Source organism: Pseudobacter sp. (assembly GCF_051955275.1).
Classification (GTDB): Bacteria; Bacteroidota; Bacteroidia; order Chitinophagales; family Chitinophagaceae; genus Pseudobacter.
On record NZ_JBQCGW010000171.1, the window covers coordinates 16895 to 35447 of the forward strand.

The window sequence follows — 18553 nt, forward strand, 5'->3', positions numbered from 1 at the left end:
GCCAGTTCAAGGCCGGGGCAGGATCGGGGTACTTTATGGAAATCTGAATGAAAACAAATGTAACAGATATAAACCTCAAGTGTTAAAAAGGCATTAACATATTACTCACACTCTGAAATGGGCAATTCAAACTACCCAAACACCGCTTTACACGGGAAAACTGTCTTTCCCGCCGGAGGAAACTTTATCGTTTCCCCTTGCGTATCAATAGACAGGCGCGGTCCGTTCGATGCTGCTTGGTAACCCCTGCTTAATAGGAAACAGTGATTCTCGATACGCATTGAACCTTCTTCACCGGAGGGTGTTTTATTAGTAACTTTGCAAAAATTTGCGGTATGCTTGATTCTATAGAAAGTGCTATTGAAGATATCAGGAATGGTAAACTGATCATTGTGGTGGATGACGAAGACCGTGAGAATGAAGGCGATTTCCTGACTGCCGCTCACAATATCACTCCGGAACTGATCAATTTCATGGCTACCCACGGTAGAGGTCTCATCTGTGCCCCACTGGAAGAGGACCGCTGTACTGAACTGGAACTCGGCCTGATGGTCAATAATAATACAGCCCTCCATGAAACGGCTTTCACCGTGTCCGTTGACCTGCTGGGCAATGGCTGTACCACCGGAATTTCGGCTCATGACAGGGCCAAAACCTTCCAGGCACTGGTAGATCCCAACACAAAGCCCTCCGACCTGGCCCGTCCCGGACATATTTTCCCCCTTCGCTCCAAGAATGGCGGCGTACTGAGAAGGGCAGGCCATACGGAAGCCACCACAGACCTTACCCGTCTGGCCGGTTTTCCCCCTCCTTACGGCGGCGCCCTGGTGGAGATCATGAATGAGGATGGCTCCATGGCCCGTCTCCCCGAACTGAAGGAGATCGCCAAAAAATTCAACCTGAAGCTTATCTCCATAAAAGACCTGATCGAATACCGCCTGAAAACAGACACCCTCATCGAAGAAGTGGTGCGTGTTGACATGCCTACCAAGTATGGTCATTTTAAACTGGTGGCGTTCCGCGACAAGAGCAACAATGCCGAGCACCTGGCCCTGATCAAGGGTACGTGGGAAAAGGATGAACCCATCCTGGTGCGCGTACATTCCAGCTGTTTCACCGGTGATATCCTGGGCTCATTCCGATGCGATTGCGGGGACCAGCTCCATGCTGCCATGGCCATGGTGGAAAAAGAAGGAAAAGGTGTTGTATTGTACATGAACCAGGAGGGCAGGGGTATCGGCCTGATGAATAAACTGAAAGCTTACAAGCTCCAGGAAAATGGAATGGACACTGTTGAAGCCAACCTGCACCTGGGCTTCCCGATGGATAAACGTGATTATGGTATCGGTGCACAGATGTTACGTGCACTGGGCATCACCAAACTGCGCCTGATGAGCAATAATCCCAAAAAACGCGCAGGATTGCTGGGGTATGGGCTGGAGATCGTTGAAGCTGTACCGATCGAGATCGCACCCAATGAGCACAATGAAAAATACCTGCAGACAAAGCGGGATAAATTAGGACACGAAATTCTGAAAGGATAGATCAGCAGTATTTAATCGGGGAGCTGGCAGTCACTCGCCAGAGGCGAGCTACTGGCAGCACTCTGATTATTTTCCGCACGCTACTTATTAATAACACTATCTGATTTTTTAGGAGCCGGAGGCGGAGAAGCCTTCGGCTTTTTCTTTTTCTCTCCTCTCAGCAATTCCCCGATATTGTCGAAGTCACGGCGGTAACTGATACTGGCCCCGGAACGGTTCTGCCTGGCGCCAACGCCGGTGCCGGTGAGGTAGTTGTAGGAATCGCGGTAGAAGAAGGTGAGCACCAGTTTACCATCCGGTCGGATCTTCCATTCAGCCGTGATATCCGGCAGAAACTGGAGGTTCTTGGTGGCCTGCACCTGCTCACTGCTCAATCCAAAATCAAGCGCACTGCCGAATGTGAAGGTCAGCCGCTCATTCAGGAAGCTCTTACCGATATTGAGGTTGAGGTTGCTCCGGTCATAGTTGATCCGGTTACGGTCTGTATTGTCAACCAGGTTGTAACCACTGTACAACTGGGCATTGAAATTCACCTTGATGCTCTTGTCGTTGAAGATCTTCTGGAAGATATTGGAGCTCCATTTACTCAATGCGCCTGATACCATCCCGGAGATGCTTCCGATCACCACACCTTCGAAGGCGATATTGCCGAGCCCGCTCTGGCTGCCGGTTTGAAGCGGACCAAAGCTGTTGAACACGATGAGGAATGCCACCTGTTTGTTGAGCTCGTTCTCATCGTTCTGGATACGTTGCAGGATGGCGAGCGCATCCGGATCATTCTTGAGGGCGCTTCCCTGCGGCAGTTCAATAGCGAACTTGATCTTTGGGCGCATGAGCTTTTCCGTCAGGTTTGCCACCACTACCACTTCGCCCCGGTATTTGCGTACGGCATTATTCACCCCTCCTGAGGAACCGGCCTGAATGGAGAACTGATCGAGACCGAGATCACTGAATCGTACGTTCTCTGCATGATATTCCGCATCCACCTTGATGTCTGCGTCATAGGGATCACCCTTCCATTGGATATAATTGCCCACTCCCTCGCGCAAAGTGAACGGTTTGCGGAGGAAACTCTGGAAACTGAAATTGTAGTTCCCCCGGTCTATATCGTAGCGGCCGATGATGGTGAAGTCCCCATCCGTGCCGGCTTTGATCTTCAGGTTACCATGACCGTTAGCCTTGATGATATCGCCAGTGAGCTCATCCAGGATCACGTACATATTGGCGTAGTTATTGGCGCTGATATCCAGGCTCACAGTCAGGTTGCTTTCCTGGAACTGTTTCGGAGGCTGCATTTCACGGCCATATACTTTCCATACTATGAAGTCTGCCTGGCCGCTTTCGCGGGAGGGACCGGAACGGATATAGAGTTTGGAGCTGTCTGCCGGCTCCCCCTTGATGTCCATCCGCATATCTGCCAATGGTCCTTTCAGGGTCATATTCGCTTTAGCGAAAACAGTCCCGAAATACGCATCCTTACCGGTTCCATTGGTGGAAAGCACCAGCAGTTTGTTGGTGTTCATGGCAAAGTCGAATTCGAGATTATCCCATGCCTCATGCCTGAGGATGCCTTTTGAAATGGTACCGGTATTACCGAACTCATCCCGGATAGGGAAGGCCCCGAAGTCCACGAAACCATCTCTGAAATCGAAGGAGGCCGATGGGATCTTGTAGAGCACGTTGGTATAATTCACACGCAGCTGTCCGTCTTTCAGGTTTACGCGGCCGGTGTAGGTAAGATTGTCTGTAGGGCCCGCCACACGCAGGTCGCCGGTGGCAAAGCCATCCAGGTCGCTGAATACGCCGGAGAGATATTGCTGCAGCAGCCTGATGCGCATATTGGTGAACTCGCCATTGATGTCGAGCGGCAGCCTGTTCAGCACACTGTCCGTTTTGGTATTGTAAATACCGGTGACATCGAAATTGTAGTTGTCGTTCTTACTGATGGCCCCGAAGTTGATCACCCCGTTGCGCATATTGTAATTGCTGCGGAGCGTCACCTTTCCGATACTGTCGTCATCCAGTCTGAACTGTTCCGCTTCGCCGGTGAAATCCGCCTGCATCTTTTTGAAAGGATCCATGATATCGATGGTGCCGGTGAGCAGCCCTTCGACCCTGTTCTTTTTTACCACATAAGGCGTGAAGTCGCCGATATTGATCTTTTTAAGCGATACCCGCACATCATTTGTATTGCCGATATCGGAAGGGTGGGTAGTCACCAGGATCTCCTGGTCCCCGCTGTAGATCCGCACGCCATCGGCAGAGATCAACTCTTCACTGAATACCAGTTCTCCATCTTTTTCAATGAACCAGTTCTTACCGTTCACGTCAAAGTTGGACCTGTCGAATGTAACACGCACACCACGTGGCATGGTCTGTACCCTGGCCGCGATGCTGGCTGCATTGATGGTCTGGCTGGCACTGGTCTTTACCGTGATATGCGACAGGTCATTGGCTGATCCCACTTTGATGGTGGTGCCGGGGAAATGCAGACTGTCGTTGATGTACACATCAGCTATGGAACTTTCCACCGAAAGGCTGTCGCGGTTCCCGACACCTTTCAGGCTGACATTGTAAACGGAAATATTCTTGTAATTGAACTGCGGTACTTCCGCATTGAGGTCAAGCAGGTTTTCCTTGCTGTTGATCCTGCCGGCCACCGTACTGAAGTTGAATCCTCCCAGGTTCTTGTCGATGAAATCCAGGTAGTCTTCCACTTTTTTGGTGGTGATCACAAAACTGAAGTTCTCGTTCTTGATGGTGGTGGCGGGTTTTATATAGCTGGGGAAGTATTTGTTGAGGAAGCTGCGGAAAGCGGCGGGTAATTCCATAATGGAGAAATCACCTACCAGTGCTGCATCGAATTCATTGCTGAGCAGGGTGATCACTTTGTTATTGCCCATCACTTTCGATTCTACATAAAGAGAGTCGAAGGATATCCTGCGGCTGTTCTTGAATACAGAAGCATCGTATACCCGTGCTGTTCCCAGGAAGTTGTCGATATTGTTACCGGTGAAATCGAAATCGAATTTGCCATAACCGTTGATGCTGTCTTTCGTCAGGTTGAGGTTCTTCAGGTTGGCTTTGGAAATATCCGCATCGAAGTTGAACTCCGGCACTTGTTTGCTGAAATCCACCAGACCATTGAGCCTGGCCACCAGGTTGGAATCGTTCACCATCAGCTCCCCGTTGAAGAGACGTTTGGCAACAGTGCCTTTCACTACTATGTCTTTGTATTCGTATCCATTGGCTTCAATGGAGTAGATATCCCCATCGAGTTTGGCATTGAGGTTCCCGGTTTTCAGGCCACGGCCATTGATATTTCCTTTGAAAGAAATACGGCCCAGCTGTGGTACATCCAGGAACTTGCCCAGATCGAAGCCATTGGTACGGAGGTTACCATTGTAGTTGGTGTGACCGGCATCGGGGAATTTCATGTTCACATCCGTTACCAGGGTACCCAGATTGGTTTCAATGGTGCCGTAGGTAACAAAGTCTTTCACAAAGCCGGTGAAGTTGCCGCGGAAACGCAGGTATTCCACATGATCAAGCCTGGGTTGAGAGATGGTGCGCAATTGCGGAATGATCCTGATGGCATCTGCATACGTGGTGCGGAAATCGGTGGCTTCAAAGTCGATGAATGTCTTGTTGATATCCGGCAGTCCACGAAGGCTGATATTCCCTTTCAGGTATGCATTCTGTCCGGATTCGATGGTGATATTCTTAGCGGAGAGATTGTCTATCGACCCGCGAACTTTTCCATTTATCCTGACCTTTTTTTTCCATTCTTTCAGTTCGGGAGCAAAATAGGCGATATCGTCACTGTCGAGATCGGCTTCATTGAAATCTCCTTCCATACGCACTTTGGTGATGAAGTCAGCCATATCATCAAAAGTATTGTACCGCATGGCAAAGTAGCGGTGGAGATGGCTGCGGTTGGTCTGGAGATCGAGGTTGTTGAACTCCATCGCTTCGGGATGCCATCTCAGGTCGGCATTGAGGTGCTTCACCACCAGGCCGCTGCGTTCGATGGTGCTGAGTTTTATCTTACCCAGAATGGAATCCTGTTTGAAGCGCACATCTTTGAAGTCGCCCTGGATATCACTGAACTGAATATGCGCGCCATCGAAATAATCGTATGGCTTGCGTTTATTGTCAACATCGGATTTGAAAGTGCCGTCTTTCAGTTGTAAACTGGCGATCCGGATGTCCCAGTCGCCAGTATTCCAGCGCAGGTTTTTCGGATCGTTCACATAGATGGTGTCCTTGCTTTTGGGACGAAGGGAGTCCGGTCTGTTGCCATCATAGTTGAAGATGGCAAAGAGCGGCTTATCGATGATCAGGGTATTCAGGTAAAGCTGTTTGTTCACCAGGCTCACCTGTTGTGCATCGATATCCAGGTTGCTGAACCTGAGTGCCATGTCTTCTCCGCGCCAGGCGTCTTTCTGGAGCAGGGCTACATTGTCCAGATCGATGGTCTTAAGGTCCAGGTTGATGGAGCCTTTGCTGCCCGATGTTTCTTTGGGACCTGCAAAATAATCTGTGATGAAGCGGTAGTTCCAGATGGAGTCTATGCGGGTAAGGTTGATCTGAGCATCCTGCAGGCCCAGGTATTTGAGCTCAATCCTGTCTTTGAAGAAAAACCAGTCGGTAATGTTCACCTTGAGGGCACCGGCATAGAGCAGGGTATCCTCCAGCCTGTCCTTGATAAGGGTGCCTTCCAGGCTCATCTTGTTGAAGAGGGCAAAGTCAACATGTTTGATGGAAACGGTGGTATGGAGGTCGCGACTAAGCCGGTTGGTCACTTTTTTGACCAGCCAGTTCTGTACCGGAGTGGTTTGCAGCGCAAGCCATACCAGTACTATCAGTGCAATAAGGACCAGTAAAATGGTCCGGGATATTTTCCAAAACTTTCTCAGGTTCTGAGTATTGGGTGCAAAATTAGGCGATCAGGGTTCATGAGCAAATTCGATACCAATGAATAATAGAAATTCCCTGTTTTCAGGTGCCTTCACGGCACAAAAAACATACATTGCAGTACCAGCCTAAACGAAATTCGCATGAAACTTATTCTTCCTTTTTTTATGGTGATGCTATTTAACAGTGCCTTAGCACAAAACGATTCTGTCCGCGCCACGGTGAAGCCTGTACTGGTGATCCATGGAGGCGCCGGTACCATCCTGAAAAAGAATATGACCCCTGAAAAGGAGCGTGCCTACCAGGATGGCTTACTCGCGGCGCTGGACAAGGGGTATGCCATCCTGAAACGTGGGGGATCGGCTCTGGACGCCGTTGAGGCTGCCGTTCGCAGCATGGAGGATAACCCCTTATTCAATGCCGGAAAGGGCGCCGTATTTACGCATGAAGGAAAGAATGAAATGGATGCGGCCATCATGAATGGACGGACGCTCGCCGCCGGATCAGTGGCCGGTGTTACCACCATCCGCAATCCCATCACAGCCGCCAGGGCAGTAATGGAAAAAAGCCAGCATGTGATGATGACCGGTAAAGGAGCTGAAGCGTTTGCCCGGTTACAGGGCCTCGAAATAGTGGACCCTTCCTATTTCTACACGGAAGAAAGATGGAAAGGACTGGAGCGTGTGAAGAAAGAGGATTCTGCGAAAACTGAACTGGACCATGGCAGCAAACCCACGTCAGGACTCAAACAGCCAGAGAACAAAGATTCAAAATACGGTACCGTAGGGGCGGTGGCTCTGGACATTCAGGGTAATCTGGCAGCGGCTACCAGCACCGGTGGTATGACCAACAAACGCTACAACAGGGTGGGGGATGCGCCCATTATCGGGGCCGGCACCTATGCCAGTAATGCTACCTGCGCCATCAGTTGTACCGGATGGGGTGAATTTTTCATCAGGCTGGTAATGGCCAAGACCGTGAGCGATATGATGGAATTCGGTAACCGGAGCCTGGAAGAGTCTGCCTTGGAGATGATCCAAAAGAGATTGCCTGCCCTGGGCGGCGATGGTGGTCTCATAGCCGTTGACAAAGCAGGCAATTTCACAATGCCTTTCAATACGGAAGGAATGTACCGCGGTTCGGTTGACCGTGAGGGTAAGGTTACTGTTAAGATCTATAAAGATTAAAACTGCTTGGCCGGATCTTTTATGCCGGGTGCGTTGTTGTACGCCTCCGATTTTCCTTTTTCGATGGACAGACTGTTCCATTCATCCTGCCTGATCAACTTACCGAGATAAACGATCTGGCCCACATGCGTGGGATAATGCGCCATCTGGCGAATGATGGCATCGCAAACGGTCAGCGGTTCCTTGCGGATATAAGTGTTTTTAAGTAGGTCTTCTTCCGTCAAATCCGCCAGTGTATTGAATAATACGCTCCATCCTTCTTCCCATAGCTGCAACAGTTTTTCCCTGCCGTACCCCTGGTCTTCAAATTCCTCATCACGGTTGCGCCAGGGTTTCTCCCCGTCTTCTGTGAGGATATTCGTCCAGCGGCTCTTCATATTACCTGCCATATGCTGCACTATAATGGCGATATTATTGCAGGAGCCATTCGGTTGAAAATGGAAATCTGCATCTGTCAGCTGCTCAAATGTTTTATCCGCCAGCTGCTTGTAGGTTTTGAAACGCTTGATGCTGCTCTGGATAAATTCATTGCCCAATGTATTGCTCATAGAAAAACAATTTGCAATAAAGGTACTGAATGCGGAAACGGGGTTTTGTTAAAAGCTCCTTAGAACCCGGCTGCATGATCATCGCCGCGTGAATCGCCCACTGCTTCTATCTTTCCGTCTGCATTGATGCGGATCACTTCTGTTCTGCCGATATTGCCCCGCTGCCGGATCTTGTATCCCATCTTTATCAGTTCATCGCGCACGCTTTGCGGGAAAGCGGCTTCCACATCGATCAGGTCAGGCAGCCACTGGTGATGGAACTTGGGTTTGTTCACGGCATCTTCCACACTCATATCAAACTCCAGGAGGTTGATCAGTGTCTGAAAAACTGAAGTGGTGATAGTGGTGCCACCCGGTGTTCCTGCAATGATATATGGCCTGTTGTCTTTGAGTACAATGGTAGGCGTCATACTGCTGAGCATCCGTTTGCCGGGTGCTATGGCATTGGCGGCAGCGCCGATAGCGCCATACATATTGGGCACGCCGGGTTTTACACTGAAATCATCCATTTCATTGTTCAGAATAAAACCGGCGCCGGCAACTACGGTCTTGCTTCCGTAACTATCATTGAGGGTGGTGGTCACAGCCACTGCATTTCCTTCTTTATCATACACGCTGAGGTGGGTGGTTTGTTCGCTCTCGGGAATATCACCGGCATGTATTGCAGTGCTGACACCGGCTTTGGAAGGATCATAATCCTGCATCCTTTTCTTTATGTATGCATCGCTGGTAAGTGTGGCAACAGGTACTTTATTGAAATCCGGATCACCCAGGAACTTCGCCCGGTCTGCATAGGCCCGCCTTTCGATCTCCGTCATAAGTTGTACGGACGCGGCCGTCTGAAAGCCCAAGGCTTTTACATTCCTGTCTTCGATCATCTTCATCATCTGCGGCAGCAATACACCGCCGCTGGCAGGGAGGGGCATGGTGAGGATAGTGTACCCTTTATAAGGAAAGCTGACGATCTCTCTTTCTTTTGCCTGGTAACTGCGCAGGTCATCATAACTGATGATGCCTTTTCCTTTTTTCATTTCTTCCACTATCAGCCTGGCCGTCTGTCCTTCGTAAAAACCTTTCTGTCCTTCTTCCCGTATGCGTTTGAGCGTATTGGCGAGGTCGGTCTGGATGAGGGTGTCGCCGGCTTTCCATTCCTGCGCCCTTACAAATACGGGCCTGCTGGAATTGTTGCTGATGAAGGATTCCCGGTTGCGGTTGAGGCCACGTGCTTCGGCTCCTGTGATGGTATATCCTTTCTCTGCCAGATCGATGGCGGGTTGGATCAGGTCTTTGAAAGGCAGTTTTCCATACCTGGCGGTCTGGAAGAGCCCGGCTACAGTACCCGGTACACCAGCTGCCAGTGGTCCGTTCAGGCTCAGTGCTGTGATGGCATTGCCGTTTGCATCCAGGTACAGGTCCTTGTGCGCATCGGCCGGGGCCTTCTCCCGGTAATCGATGGCCAGGGCTTTGCCGCCATTCATGGAAGCCACCAGGAAGCCGCCGCCGCCCAGATTACCTGCCTCGGGATATACCACGGCCAGTACCAGTTGCGTGGCAATAGCAGCATCAAATGCATTGCCTCCCTTGCGGAGGACCTGCAGTCCTGCTTCGCTCGCCAACGGATGCGCACTCACTACTGCGCCATTGCTGCAGACCACCTTTTTCTGAATTGAATAGTGGTAAGGTCCGAAGCCTGCAACGGTATTTCTGCGGTTGCCCGCACAGGCGCAAAGCAAGATGGAGAAGGCGATCACAGCACTGAAGTAGCGTATCATATCATTCAGGTTTTATGGTATATGTAAACACTTATACATATGTAGTTGCCTACCTAAAATTATTAAAGAAAACGTTCAAATGGAGTAGGGGTACATGGTAATTTGATATTCTTTTCATACTTTCAGTACATACAAGTAATTCCTGGTTAGACATCCATGAACTACAAACACATGAGAAAAAGAATATCCCCGCCATGAGCGGGGATGTTCTTTTTCAGGAAGTTCTTTTTATTTTCACGGATCATACCGATTTCAATATGAAGAAGATCTACGCCACCTGGCTGCTTTTGTTGGTAACATCCATGCTCTTTGCACAGGTTCAATCCCCTGAACAATTCCTGGGTTACAAGATCGGAAGCCGCTACACGCCTCATTTCAATGTAGTAAATTATGTAAAGTACCTGTCAACTGCCGCCCCCCAGATGGTGAAAGTGGAACAGTACGGTAAAACCAACGAAGGCAGGCCCCTGCTGCTGGCCTTTGTGACCTCTCCCGAAAACGGAGCCAGGCTGGAGCAGATCCGTCTGAACAACCTTCGTCTCGCAGGCGCCACCGCTGATAAAGCCGCTCCGGATGAAAAAGCACCCGTGATCGTTTGGCTCAGCTACAATGTGCATGGCAACGAGACCTCTTCCTCCGAAGCGGCCATGCTCACCCTCTATGAACTGGTGAACCCTGCCAATAACAAAACAAAAGAATACCTGAAGAATACCGTTGTGGTGATCGATCCCTGTATCAATCCGGATGGCCGCGACCGTTATGTGAACTGGTACAACAGTGTGGTAGGCAGACATGCCAACCCGCTTCCTTTTACCAGGGAACATATCGAGCCATGGCCAGGCGGAAGACCGAACCACTATTATTTTGACCTGAACCGCGACTGGGCCTGGCAAACACAGGTGGAATCACAACAGCGCATGGCCGCCTACAACAAATGGCTGCCGCAGGTGCATGTGGATTATCACGAGCAGGGATATAATGAACCCTATTATTTTGCTCCCGCAGCAGAGCCATTCCATGAAGTGATCACCCCCTGGCAACGCGAATTCCAGGTGATGATCGGTCGCAACAATGCACGTTACTTCGATCAGAACGGCTGGCTCTTCTTTACCAAGGAACGCTTTGATCTTTTCTACCCCAGTTATGGCGATACCTATCCTATTTATAAAGGAGCAATCGGTATGACCTATGAACAGGGTGGCCTGGGCCGCGCCGGTGCAGCCGTGATCAATGAAGATGACGATACACTCACACTGCACGACAGGCTTATCCATCACTATACCACCGGTATGGCCACCATTGAAACCAGCTCAGAGAACAGTGAGCGGCTGGTGCAGGAGTTCAAAAAGTATTACGATAAAGCCCGCAGTAATCCTCCCGGTGAATTCAAAGCCTGGCTGCTGAAAGCAGATGAAGGAGACCGCCTCAGCAGGCTTAAAGAACTACTGGATAAGAACCAGATAGAGTATGGTTATGTGAGCAGCGGCTCTTACACAGGGCTCAACTATTACACCAATAAGAATGATATTGCCAAAGCAGAACCCGGCGATATTGTGATCAATGCCAATCAGAGCAATGCCAACCTCATCAAGGTATTGTTTGAAAGGACTTCCAAACTTTCCGATTCAGCCACCTATGATATCACCGCCTGGAGTCTTCCTTTTGTATATGGTGTGAATACCTACGGACTTAATTTTTACGTAAAAGGAGGCAGCAGTAAACCTGCCAGCACACCAGTTGCAGCCAATCTCAATACCAATCCCGTTGCCTACGCCATCAAATGGAATGGTATCAGCAGCGTGAAAGTGCTCACTTCGCTGATGAAGCAGAAGGTGAAAGTGCGTTATGCAGAACAACCATTCATGTCGGCCGGCGAGTCCTTTGAAAAAGGAACCTTGCTGGTCACCAGAACTAGCAATGCCAGTGTTGGCAACAACCTGGAAGCGATCATCAAAGAAGCTGCAAACGCGGCCGGACAAACCTACTATCCTGTAGGATCAGGGTATGTTGACAAAGGATTTGATCTGGGATCAGACCGTGTCCGCATCCTTAAAGCCCCTAAAGTAACGCTGCTGGCTGGTGATGGCATTTCATCACTCGGCTTTGGGGAGATCTATCATTTCTTTGACCAGGTGATAGACTACCCCGTGAATATCGTGTGGCTGAAAGACCTGGATAAAGAAGTGTTGAAAGAAACCGATGTACTCATCATGCCTGATGGTGGCTACAGGTCCTGGGACAAGGCTGTGCACGAAAGCCTGAAAGACTGGGTGAGCGCGGGCGGTAAGCTGCTGGCCATTGAAGGTGCGGTGGCAACGCTGGCACGCAACGACTGGGGCATCAAACAAAAGGACAGCGACAAGAAGGACGAGGATAAGAAAGATGATAAAAAGGATGAGTATGCGTCACTGCGCAAGTATGAGAACCGGGAGCGTGACTATCTTCCGAACTTCAACCCGGGCGCTATATTCAAGGTAGAGATGGACAACAGCCATCCGCTGGCCTTCGGATACGACTCCATTTATTACACCCTCAAACAGGACGATAATATTTATGATTTCTTTAAGGAAGGTCTCGGCTGGAATGTGGGCGTAATTAAAAAAAGTGCGCAGGTATCCGGCTTCGTTGGCTTCAAACTCAGGGACAGACTGAAAGACGGTCTGCTCTTTGGAGTTCAGGATAATGGCCGTGGTGCTGTGATCTATTTTGCAGACAACCCCGTTTTCCGCAGTTTCTGGGAAAATGGTAAGCTGTTACTTGCCAATGCTGTATTTATGGTAGCACAATAGGCCGGACCCCATTATCTTTGGCCCTGATTTACGCTCTCCTAAAAAATCATAAACTGAATGAGATCATTTAGACCCCTTCAGCTGGTCCTCTGTTTGATTGTATGTGCGCAGGCAACCACTGCTCTGGCGCAGACGCCCGCTTCCTATACCAGTGCAGATCTTCAGCAGCAATTCAAAAAACTGAATGTGCTCGGCTCCGTTCTTTATGTGGCCGCACACCCCGATGATGAGAATACCAGGCTGCTGGCATACCTCGCTAAAGAACGGCAGTACCGCACCGGTTATCTCTCTCTCACTCGCGGGGACGGCGGGCAGAACCTCATTGGAGATGAGCAGGGCATCGAGTTGGGCCTTATCCGCACGCAGGAACTGCTGGCGGCAAGAAGGGTGGATGGTGCAGAACAATTCTTCAGCCGAGCCTATGATTTCGGATTCAGCAAAAGCACTGAAGAAGCCCTCAGCATGTGGGACCGTGAAAAAGTACTGGCCGATGCCGTATGGGTGATCCGCCAGTTCCAGCCCGATGTGATCATCACTCGCTTTCCTCCAGACAGCCGCGCAGGTCATGGTCATCATTCAGCATCAGCCGTTATTGCTGCGGAAGCATTTGTGGCTGCTGCCGATCCCAAAAGATTCCCCGAACAATTCGCCTTTGGTGTAAAACCCTGGAAGGCCAAACGCATACTCTGGAACACTTTCAACTTCGGTGGTAACAATACTACCAGTAATGATCAGCTGAAAGTGGACGTAGGCGGATACAATCCTGCCCTCGGAAAAAGTTACGGAGAGATCTCCGCTGAAAGCCGCAGCCAGCACAAGAGCCAGGGTTTCGGTGTGCCTGCTGCAAGAGGCGCCAGCACGGAGTTCTTTTCATTTACGGCCGGTGATCCAGCGAAGGAGGATATTATGGAGGGGGTGAATACCGGCTGGAGCAGGCTCATTGAAAATGGAACGGAAACAGACAGGGCAGCAGTCAAAGCCAACAACGAGATATTCGCTCAGTTGCTCGAAATGGGTTGGCCAACTGAACGCCCGGAATCCATGATCAGATTCCTGTCAGCACTGCATATCAATACTTCAAAAATGTCTGACAGCTACTGGAAAACCCAAAAGCTGAAAGAGATCCGGGACCTCATGGCCCGCTGCGCCGGTCTCTGGCTGGAAGCCACTGCCAACACTGAGTTTGCTGTACAGGGCGATTCCATCCGCCTCAGCATCGTGGCCAATAACAGGCAGGGTGCCGATATCACTTTAAAGAGCATCAAAGTGGATGTGCTGGATTCTGCGGTGAACCAGAAACTGGAACGCAATAAGAACCTCATCATCAACAGGCCCCTCTATGTATTTGCCAATAAGCCTTTATCTCAACCTTATTGGCTGGAAAAGAAAATGACCACCGGCAGCTTCGTGGTATCCGATCAGAACCTGATCGGCAGACCCGAGAGCCTGCCTGCCTATACCGTTACCTTCAATGTCAGCATCGAAGGCACCGATCTCACTTTCACACGTCCCGTGCAATACAAATTCACTGATCCGGTGAAAGGAGAGTTGTACCGCCCGCTCACTATCGTTCCGCCTGCCACTGTTACTACCGGTCCGGACATCATCGTGTTCCGCCAGCAGCAGAAACAGAATGCAGAGCTCTCCGTACGAGTAACGGCCAATAAGGATTTCAACGGCTACAAGGCGGGCATCACCAACAGGGTGAAGAACAATTCCGAATCGAAATCGGATTCCGCTTTCAATGTGCTGAAGGGCCTGAGCAAAAATTACAGCTTCACTGTGTCAAACGCAGGCATGAAGGACCTTGTGCAGGACAATGCACAGGTTTTCGTTGACCTGAAGAACGGCAAGGCGGAACAGCCGGCCTGGCTGCACCTGGTGAGCATCAGTTACGATCATATTCCTCCGATCCATTATTTCTACCAGGACAATACCAAACTGCTCAACCTCGACCTGAAAACGGCCGGTAAAAAGATCGGTTATATCGAAGGTGCAGGAGATAAAGTGGCCTTCGCCCTGGAACAGATGGGCTATGAAGTAACGGTCCTGAAAGAGAAGGATCTCTTCACCGCCAATCTCACCCAGTTCGATGCCATCATAACGGGGATCCGCGCCTATAACGTGCATGATTACCTGAAAACGAAATACGATGTGCTGATGGAATACGTGAAGAATGGAGGCAACCTCATAGTTCAGTACAATACCAACAATAACCTGAGCACGCTGAAAGGTGGTGGGATCAGTCCTTATCCCTTCACTATTTCGCGTAACCGGGTAACGGATGAAACGGCAAAGGTGAGCTTCCTGCTGCCTTCTCATCCGGTGCTGAACTTCCCGAACAAGATCACGGAAAAGGATTTCGATGGCTGGATCCAGGAGCGCGGGATCTACTTTGCAGAGCAGCCTGATGCAGCCTTCCAGAGCCCGATTTCCATGGCGGATCCCAATGAGCAGGACCAGAATGGTAGCCTGATCATTGCTGATTACGGTAAAGGAAAATTCGTGTATACAGGACTGGTATTCTTCCGCGAACTGCCTGCCGGCGTTCCTGGTGCCTACCGTCTGATGGCCAATATCATCGCGCTCAATAAAACCAACAATAAGAAATGAGCACTTCCACCTCAGGAATTGATAAAACAAGGATCTACTTCATCATTGCCATGATCATCGGCTTCATCATCGGGAAGCTGATCAAGAAGATGGGAGTAGGATTGATGATCGGACTGGTGCTTGGTCTGATCCTGATGATGGCCTTTTCGAGAAAAAGATAGATTAGTCAGTCAGCACATAAGATACTTGAACAAGATGCAAATACAACAAGATAATCAGGCAAAAGAGAAAGTGCCCGTTTTCCCCAAATGGAAATACTGGTACTGGCTGGTGATAGGATTTTTAGGCCTGCAGATCCTGTTGTTCTATTTCTTTACCAAACATTTCTCATGAATTTTTCGGGGCTCGACTGGATGGTGTTGGTAACAACACTGGTGTGCATCATTCTTTATGGGATCTATAAGGGACGGAGCTCGAGGAACCTGGAAGGGTATTTCCTGGGTAACCGCCAGATGCCATGGTGGGTGGTACTGCTCAGTATCATGGGCACGCAGGCCAGTGCCGTTACTTTCCTTACTGCACCCGGACAGGCGTACACGGATGGGATGCGGTTTGTGCAGTACTATTTCGGTCTGCCCATTGCCATGGTGATTGTAGCCATCGCCTTTGTACCTGTATTCAGAAGGCTGAACATCTTTACGGCCTACGAGTACCTGGAACAACGTTTCGATATTAAGACCCGCCTTCTTACTTCCTTTCTATTCATGCTTTCCCGCGGCCTCAGCACAGGAATCAGTATCCTGGCACCTTCGCTGGTACTGCATAGCATGATGGGATGGGATATCACCATTACCAACCTGGTGATGGGCGGTGTGCTGATGATCTACACCGCCAGCGGTGGCGCCAAAGCCGTAGGGTATACCCAGCAATTGCAATTCATCATTATTTATATCGCCATGTTTGTGGCAGCCTGGTGGGCAGTGAAAATGCTGCCCGAAGGAGTAGGCTTTACAGACGCACTGCATATCGGTGGTAAATCCGGCAAGCTGAATGTGATCACTACGGGCATGACGGAGAACGGGTTCGACTGGAAGGACCGCTTCAATATCTGGAGCGGCATCATCGGCGGCCTCTTCCTCGCCCTCAGTTATTTTGGAACCGACCAAAGCCAGGTGGGCCGCTATCTTACAGCCCGCACGGAAGGGGAGAGCAAACTGGGCCTGCTGATGAACGGCCTGGTGAAAGTGCCGCTTCAATTCTTCATCCTGCTGATCGGAGTACTGGTATTCTCATTTTACCAGTTCTATAAAGCTCCCGCTTTTTTCAACCTGGCACTGGAGAAAAGGGTGCAGCAAACCGGATACGCTCCTGAATACAATGCGGCCGTAGCGAAATATGAAGTGCTGCAGGAAGAAAAGAAACAGAGCACCATCGCCCTGGCACAGGCCCTGCATAACGATGACGAACAAACGATCAGCAGGTTGCAGGAGAAGATCCAGCTGCAGGAAAAAACAGCGCATGATTCAAGAGGACAGATACAGAAGATCGTGGAGAAGGCAGTGCCGGGTGCAGACAGCAACGATACCAATTATGTATTCGTGCGATTTGTAGGGGATTTCTTCCCGGATGGACTGGTAGGTCTGATCATCGCCATTATCTTCCTGGCTGCCTGGGGTAGTGTGGCTGCTGCGTTGAATTCCCTGGCTTCCTGCACCATGGTGGATTTTCATAAAAGATTATCGAAGAAAGAGCTCAGTCCTGAAAAGGAGTTCAAATGGAGCCGTTATTACACTTTATTGTGGGGCGTGTTCTGCATTATCGTGGCGCAGTTTGCCTACAGCCTGGGCAATAGCCTGATCGAGGCGGTGAATATCCTCGGCTCCTGGTTCTATGGAGCCATCCTCGGGATCTTCCTGGTAGCGTTTTACTTCAAACAGGTGAAGGGGCATGCCGTGTTCTATGCGGCCCTGCTTACAGAAGTGATTGTGATCAGTATCTACAAAATGGACCTGTTTTCCTGGCTCTGGCTGAATGTGATCGGCGCCGTGTCTGTAGTGCTGCTGAGTCTGATCATACAGGCCATGCTGCCAATGTTTGCGAAGAAAAGTCAGTAAGAGTTACTCAGGGTGCGCCCAGTCGCTCGCGTCCCCGTGAGTGACTTTTATTCCGTCGCCTCCGGCGACACGGTGTTCGCCAGAGGCGACCAATAGAAGTAACTCGCCAGAGGCGAGCTACCGGGCACTTCACAATCTGCCGGGCACTTCACAATCTACACACCACTTTACCACCTACCGACCAGTCCAAAACTAAGAAGGGCTGATCCTAAGACCAGCCCCTTACTATCATTTTTGCATCAGTTCAGACTTTATTTCAAAGTCTTCAGGAGTTTCTCGTTCAAAGCAACATAATCAGGATTCTTTGCTTCTGTAGCCAGTTGCATTGATTTGGTGGCAGACGCAATAGCCTCCTGCTTCATTCCCAGTTTGGCTTCTGCATTAGCGCGTTGATGCCAGATCCAGAAAAAATTAGGGCTTGCTTCTGTAGCTTTCACCAGCCACTGATGGGCTTGTTTCAGATCTTTACCGGCTTCCATGTAGTACATAGCAGCATTGAAGTAAGGAGGTTTCTCAGACTTCATAGCGGTTTCGATCTGAGCCATGATCTTTCCATCGATATCAGTTTTGATGGGAAGGGCAACGGCTGATTTGTCCCACAGGATCCAGAGATTGCACTCTGTGCCTTTGATCTCATCGAACTGGATCATGAAGTTCTCGATCTTCTCTTTCATGGCAACGGGTTTCACTTTCACGCGCACTACGTCCTGGTCTTCCTTATAAGCGGAAGGAGAAGTCACATCCAGTTGTTTGGTGATGATCAGGGTCCATTCTTTGGCATCAGGGATGCTTACCAGACCGTATTTGCCGGCAGGAATGGTTTTGCCTCCGATAATCACTTCGTCGCTGAATGTAAGGGTAGTTGCTGAATTTGCACCGGTACGCCATACTTTACCATAAGGAACCAGATCTCCGAAGATCTTACGGCCTTTCGTAGCGGGGCGGGAGTAAGACAGTTCAATATTTCCCAGACCGAAATCCTGTTTAACAGTTTGAGCAGGAGAGGGAGCTGGAACTTTCAAGCCCTGGGCCTGGAGCGTACCACAGTACAATGTGATACCACAGGCAATAGCGATTGCTGTTTTGATCATTGCAAACAAGTTTAATGCTGGCAAAGGTAGGCGAATAA

General features: G+C 50.0%; 11 protein-coding genes. 7 read left to right on the forward strand and 4 right to left on the reverse strand.

Going from position 1 to position 18553, the window contains the following annotated elements; genetic code table 11:
* Window positions 1–335 precede the first annotated feature (335 nt).
* Window positions 336–1544 (forward strand): bifunctional 3,4-dihydroxy-2-butanone-4-phosphate synthase/GTP cyclohydrolase II, encoded by a 1209-nt coding sequence (locus ACTHMC_RS14375; protein ID WP_440414003.1) that lies wholly within the window; start codon window positions 336–338, stop codon window positions 1542–1544.
* Between the two features lie 80 nt (window positions 1545–1624).
* Here the strand turns inward: ACTHMC_RS14375 and ACTHMC_RS14380 are convergent, their stop codons facing one another.
* The gene (locus ACTHMC_RS14380) at window positions 1625–6349 is read right to left on the reverse strand and encodes a translocation/assembly module TamB domain-containing protein (protein ID WP_440414005.1); all 4725 of its coding nucleotides are present in this window, start codon (window positions 6347–6349) and stop codon (window positions 1625–1627) included.
* 255 nt (window positions 6350–6604) lie between these two features.
* Between ACTHMC_RS14380 and ACTHMC_RS14385 the strand changes: the two genes are divergently transcribed.
* The gene (locus ACTHMC_RS14385) at window positions 6605–7648 is read left to right on the forward strand and encodes an isoaspartyl peptidase/L-asparaginase family protein (RefSeq protein ID WP_440414007.1); all 1044 of its coding nucleotides are present in this window, start codon (window positions 6605–6607) and stop codon (window positions 7646–7648) included.
* Here the strand turns inward: ACTHMC_RS14385 and ACTHMC_RS14390 are convergent.
* Together ACTHMC_RS14390 and ggt are read right to left on the reverse strand one after the other, a co-directional pair.
* Window positions 7645–8196, reverse strand: coding sequence for a DinB family protein (locus tag ACTHMC_RS14390; RefSeq protein WP_440414009.1), 552 nt, complete (start codon window positions 8194–8196; stop codon window positions 7645–7647). The two genes, ACTHMC_RS14385 and ACTHMC_RS14390, sit on opposite strands and share 4 nt — an antisense overlap.
* 59 nt (window positions 8197–8255) lie before the next feature.
* Window positions 8256–9968, reverse strand: a complete 1713-nt coding sequence (ggt, locus tag ACTHMC_RS14395; RefSeq protein ID WP_440414010.1) for a gamma-glutamyltransferase — start codon at window positions 9966–9968, stop codon at window positions 8256–8258.
* A 257-nt stretch (window positions 9969–10225) separates the two neighbouring features.
* Here ggt and ACTHMC_RS14400 point away from each other — a divergent pair, with 257 nt between their 5' ends.
* Genes ACTHMC_RS14400 through ACTHMC_RS14420 form a run of 5 tightly spaced genes read left to right on the forward strand, consistent with a single transcriptional unit; the run spans window position 10226 to window position 17424 of the window.
* On the forward strand, window positions 10226–12757 hold the full coding sequence (locus tag ACTHMC_RS14400; protein ID WP_440414011.1) for a M14 metallopeptidase family protein: 2532 nt from the start codon (window positions 10226–10228) through the stop codon (window positions 12755–12757).
* 57 nt (window positions 12758–12814) lie between these two features.
* Window positions 12815–15370 (forward strand): PIG-L family deacetylase, encoded by a 2556-nt coding sequence (locus ACTHMC_RS14405; RefSeq protein ID WP_440414012.1) that lies wholly within the window; start codon window positions 12815–12817, stop codon window positions 15368–15370.
* Window positions 15367–15531 (forward strand): hypothetical protein, encoded by a 165-nt coding sequence (locus tag ACTHMC_RS14410; RefSeq protein ID WP_440414014.1) that lies wholly within the window; start codon window positions 15367–15369, stop codon window positions 15529–15531. The genes ACTHMC_RS14405 and ACTHMC_RS14410 overlap by 4 nt, the downstream gene beginning before the upstream one ends.
* Window positions 15532–15565: 34 nt before the next feature.
* Window positions 15566–15703, forward strand: a complete 138-nt coding sequence (locus tag ACTHMC_RS14415; protein ID WP_440414015.1) for a hypothetical protein — start codon at window positions 15566–15568, stop codon at window positions 15701–15703.
* The gene (locus ACTHMC_RS14420; protein WP_440414017.1) at window positions 15700–17424 is read left to right on the forward strand and encodes a sodium:solute symporter; all 1725 of its coding nucleotides are present in this window, start codon (window positions 15700–15702) and stop codon (window positions 17422–17424) included. The genes ACTHMC_RS14415 and ACTHMC_RS14420 overlap by 4 nt, the downstream gene beginning before the upstream one ends.
* A gap of 251 nt (window positions 17425–17675) precedes the next feature.
* Here ACTHMC_RS14420 and ACTHMC_RS14425 read toward each other — a convergent pair whose 3' ends face one another.
* Window positions 17676–18515: a DUF2911 domain-containing protein gene (locus ACTHMC_RS14425; protein WP_440414018.1), complete on the reverse strand. Its 840-nt coding sequence runs from the start codon at window positions 18513–18515 to the stop codon at window positions 17676–17678.
* Window positions 18516–18553: the final 38 nt, after the last annotated feature.

Bases quoted from the DNA above. Each gene is read 5' to 3' on its own strand.
- ACTHMC_RS14375 (WP_440414003.1), top strand. From the start codon at position 336: ATGCTTGATTCTATAGAAAGTGCTATTGAAGATATCAGGAATGGTAAA.
- ACTHMC_RS14385 (WP_440414007.1), top strand. From the start codon at position 6,605: ATGAAACTTATTCTTCCTTTTTTTATGGTGATGCTATTTAACAGTGCC.
- ACTHMC_RS14390 (WP_440414009.1), bottom strand. From the start codon at position 8,196: ATGAGCAATACATTGGGCAATGAATTTATCCAGAGCAGCATCAAGCGT.
- ggt (WP_440414010.1), bottom strand. From the start codon at position 9,968: ATGATACGCTACTTCAGTGCTGTGATCGCCTTCTCCATCTTGCTTTGC.
- ACTHMC_RS14400 (WP_440414011.1), top strand. From the start codon at position 10,226: ATGAAGAAGATCTACGCCACCTGGCTGCTTTTGTTGGTAACATCCATG.
- ACTHMC_RS14405 (WP_440414012.1), top strand. From the start codon at position 12,815: ATGAGATCATTTAGACCCCTTCAGCTGGTCCTCTGTTTGATTGTATGT.
- ACTHMC_RS14410 (WP_440414014.1), top strand. From the start codon at position 15,367: ATGAGCACTTCCACCTCAGGAATTGATAAAACAAGGATCTACTTCATC.
- ACTHMC_RS14415 (WP_440414015.1), top strand. From the start codon at position 15,566: ATGCAAATACAACAAGATAATCAGGCAAAAGAGAAAGTGCCCGTTTTC.
- ACTHMC_RS14420 (WP_440414017.1), top strand. From the start codon at position 15,700: ATGAATTTTTCGGGGCTCGACTGGATGGTGTTGGTAACAACACTGGTG.
- ACTHMC_RS14425 (WP_440414018.1), bottom strand. From the start codon at position 18,515: ATGATCAAAACAGCAATCGCTATTGCCTGTGGTATCACATTGTACTGT.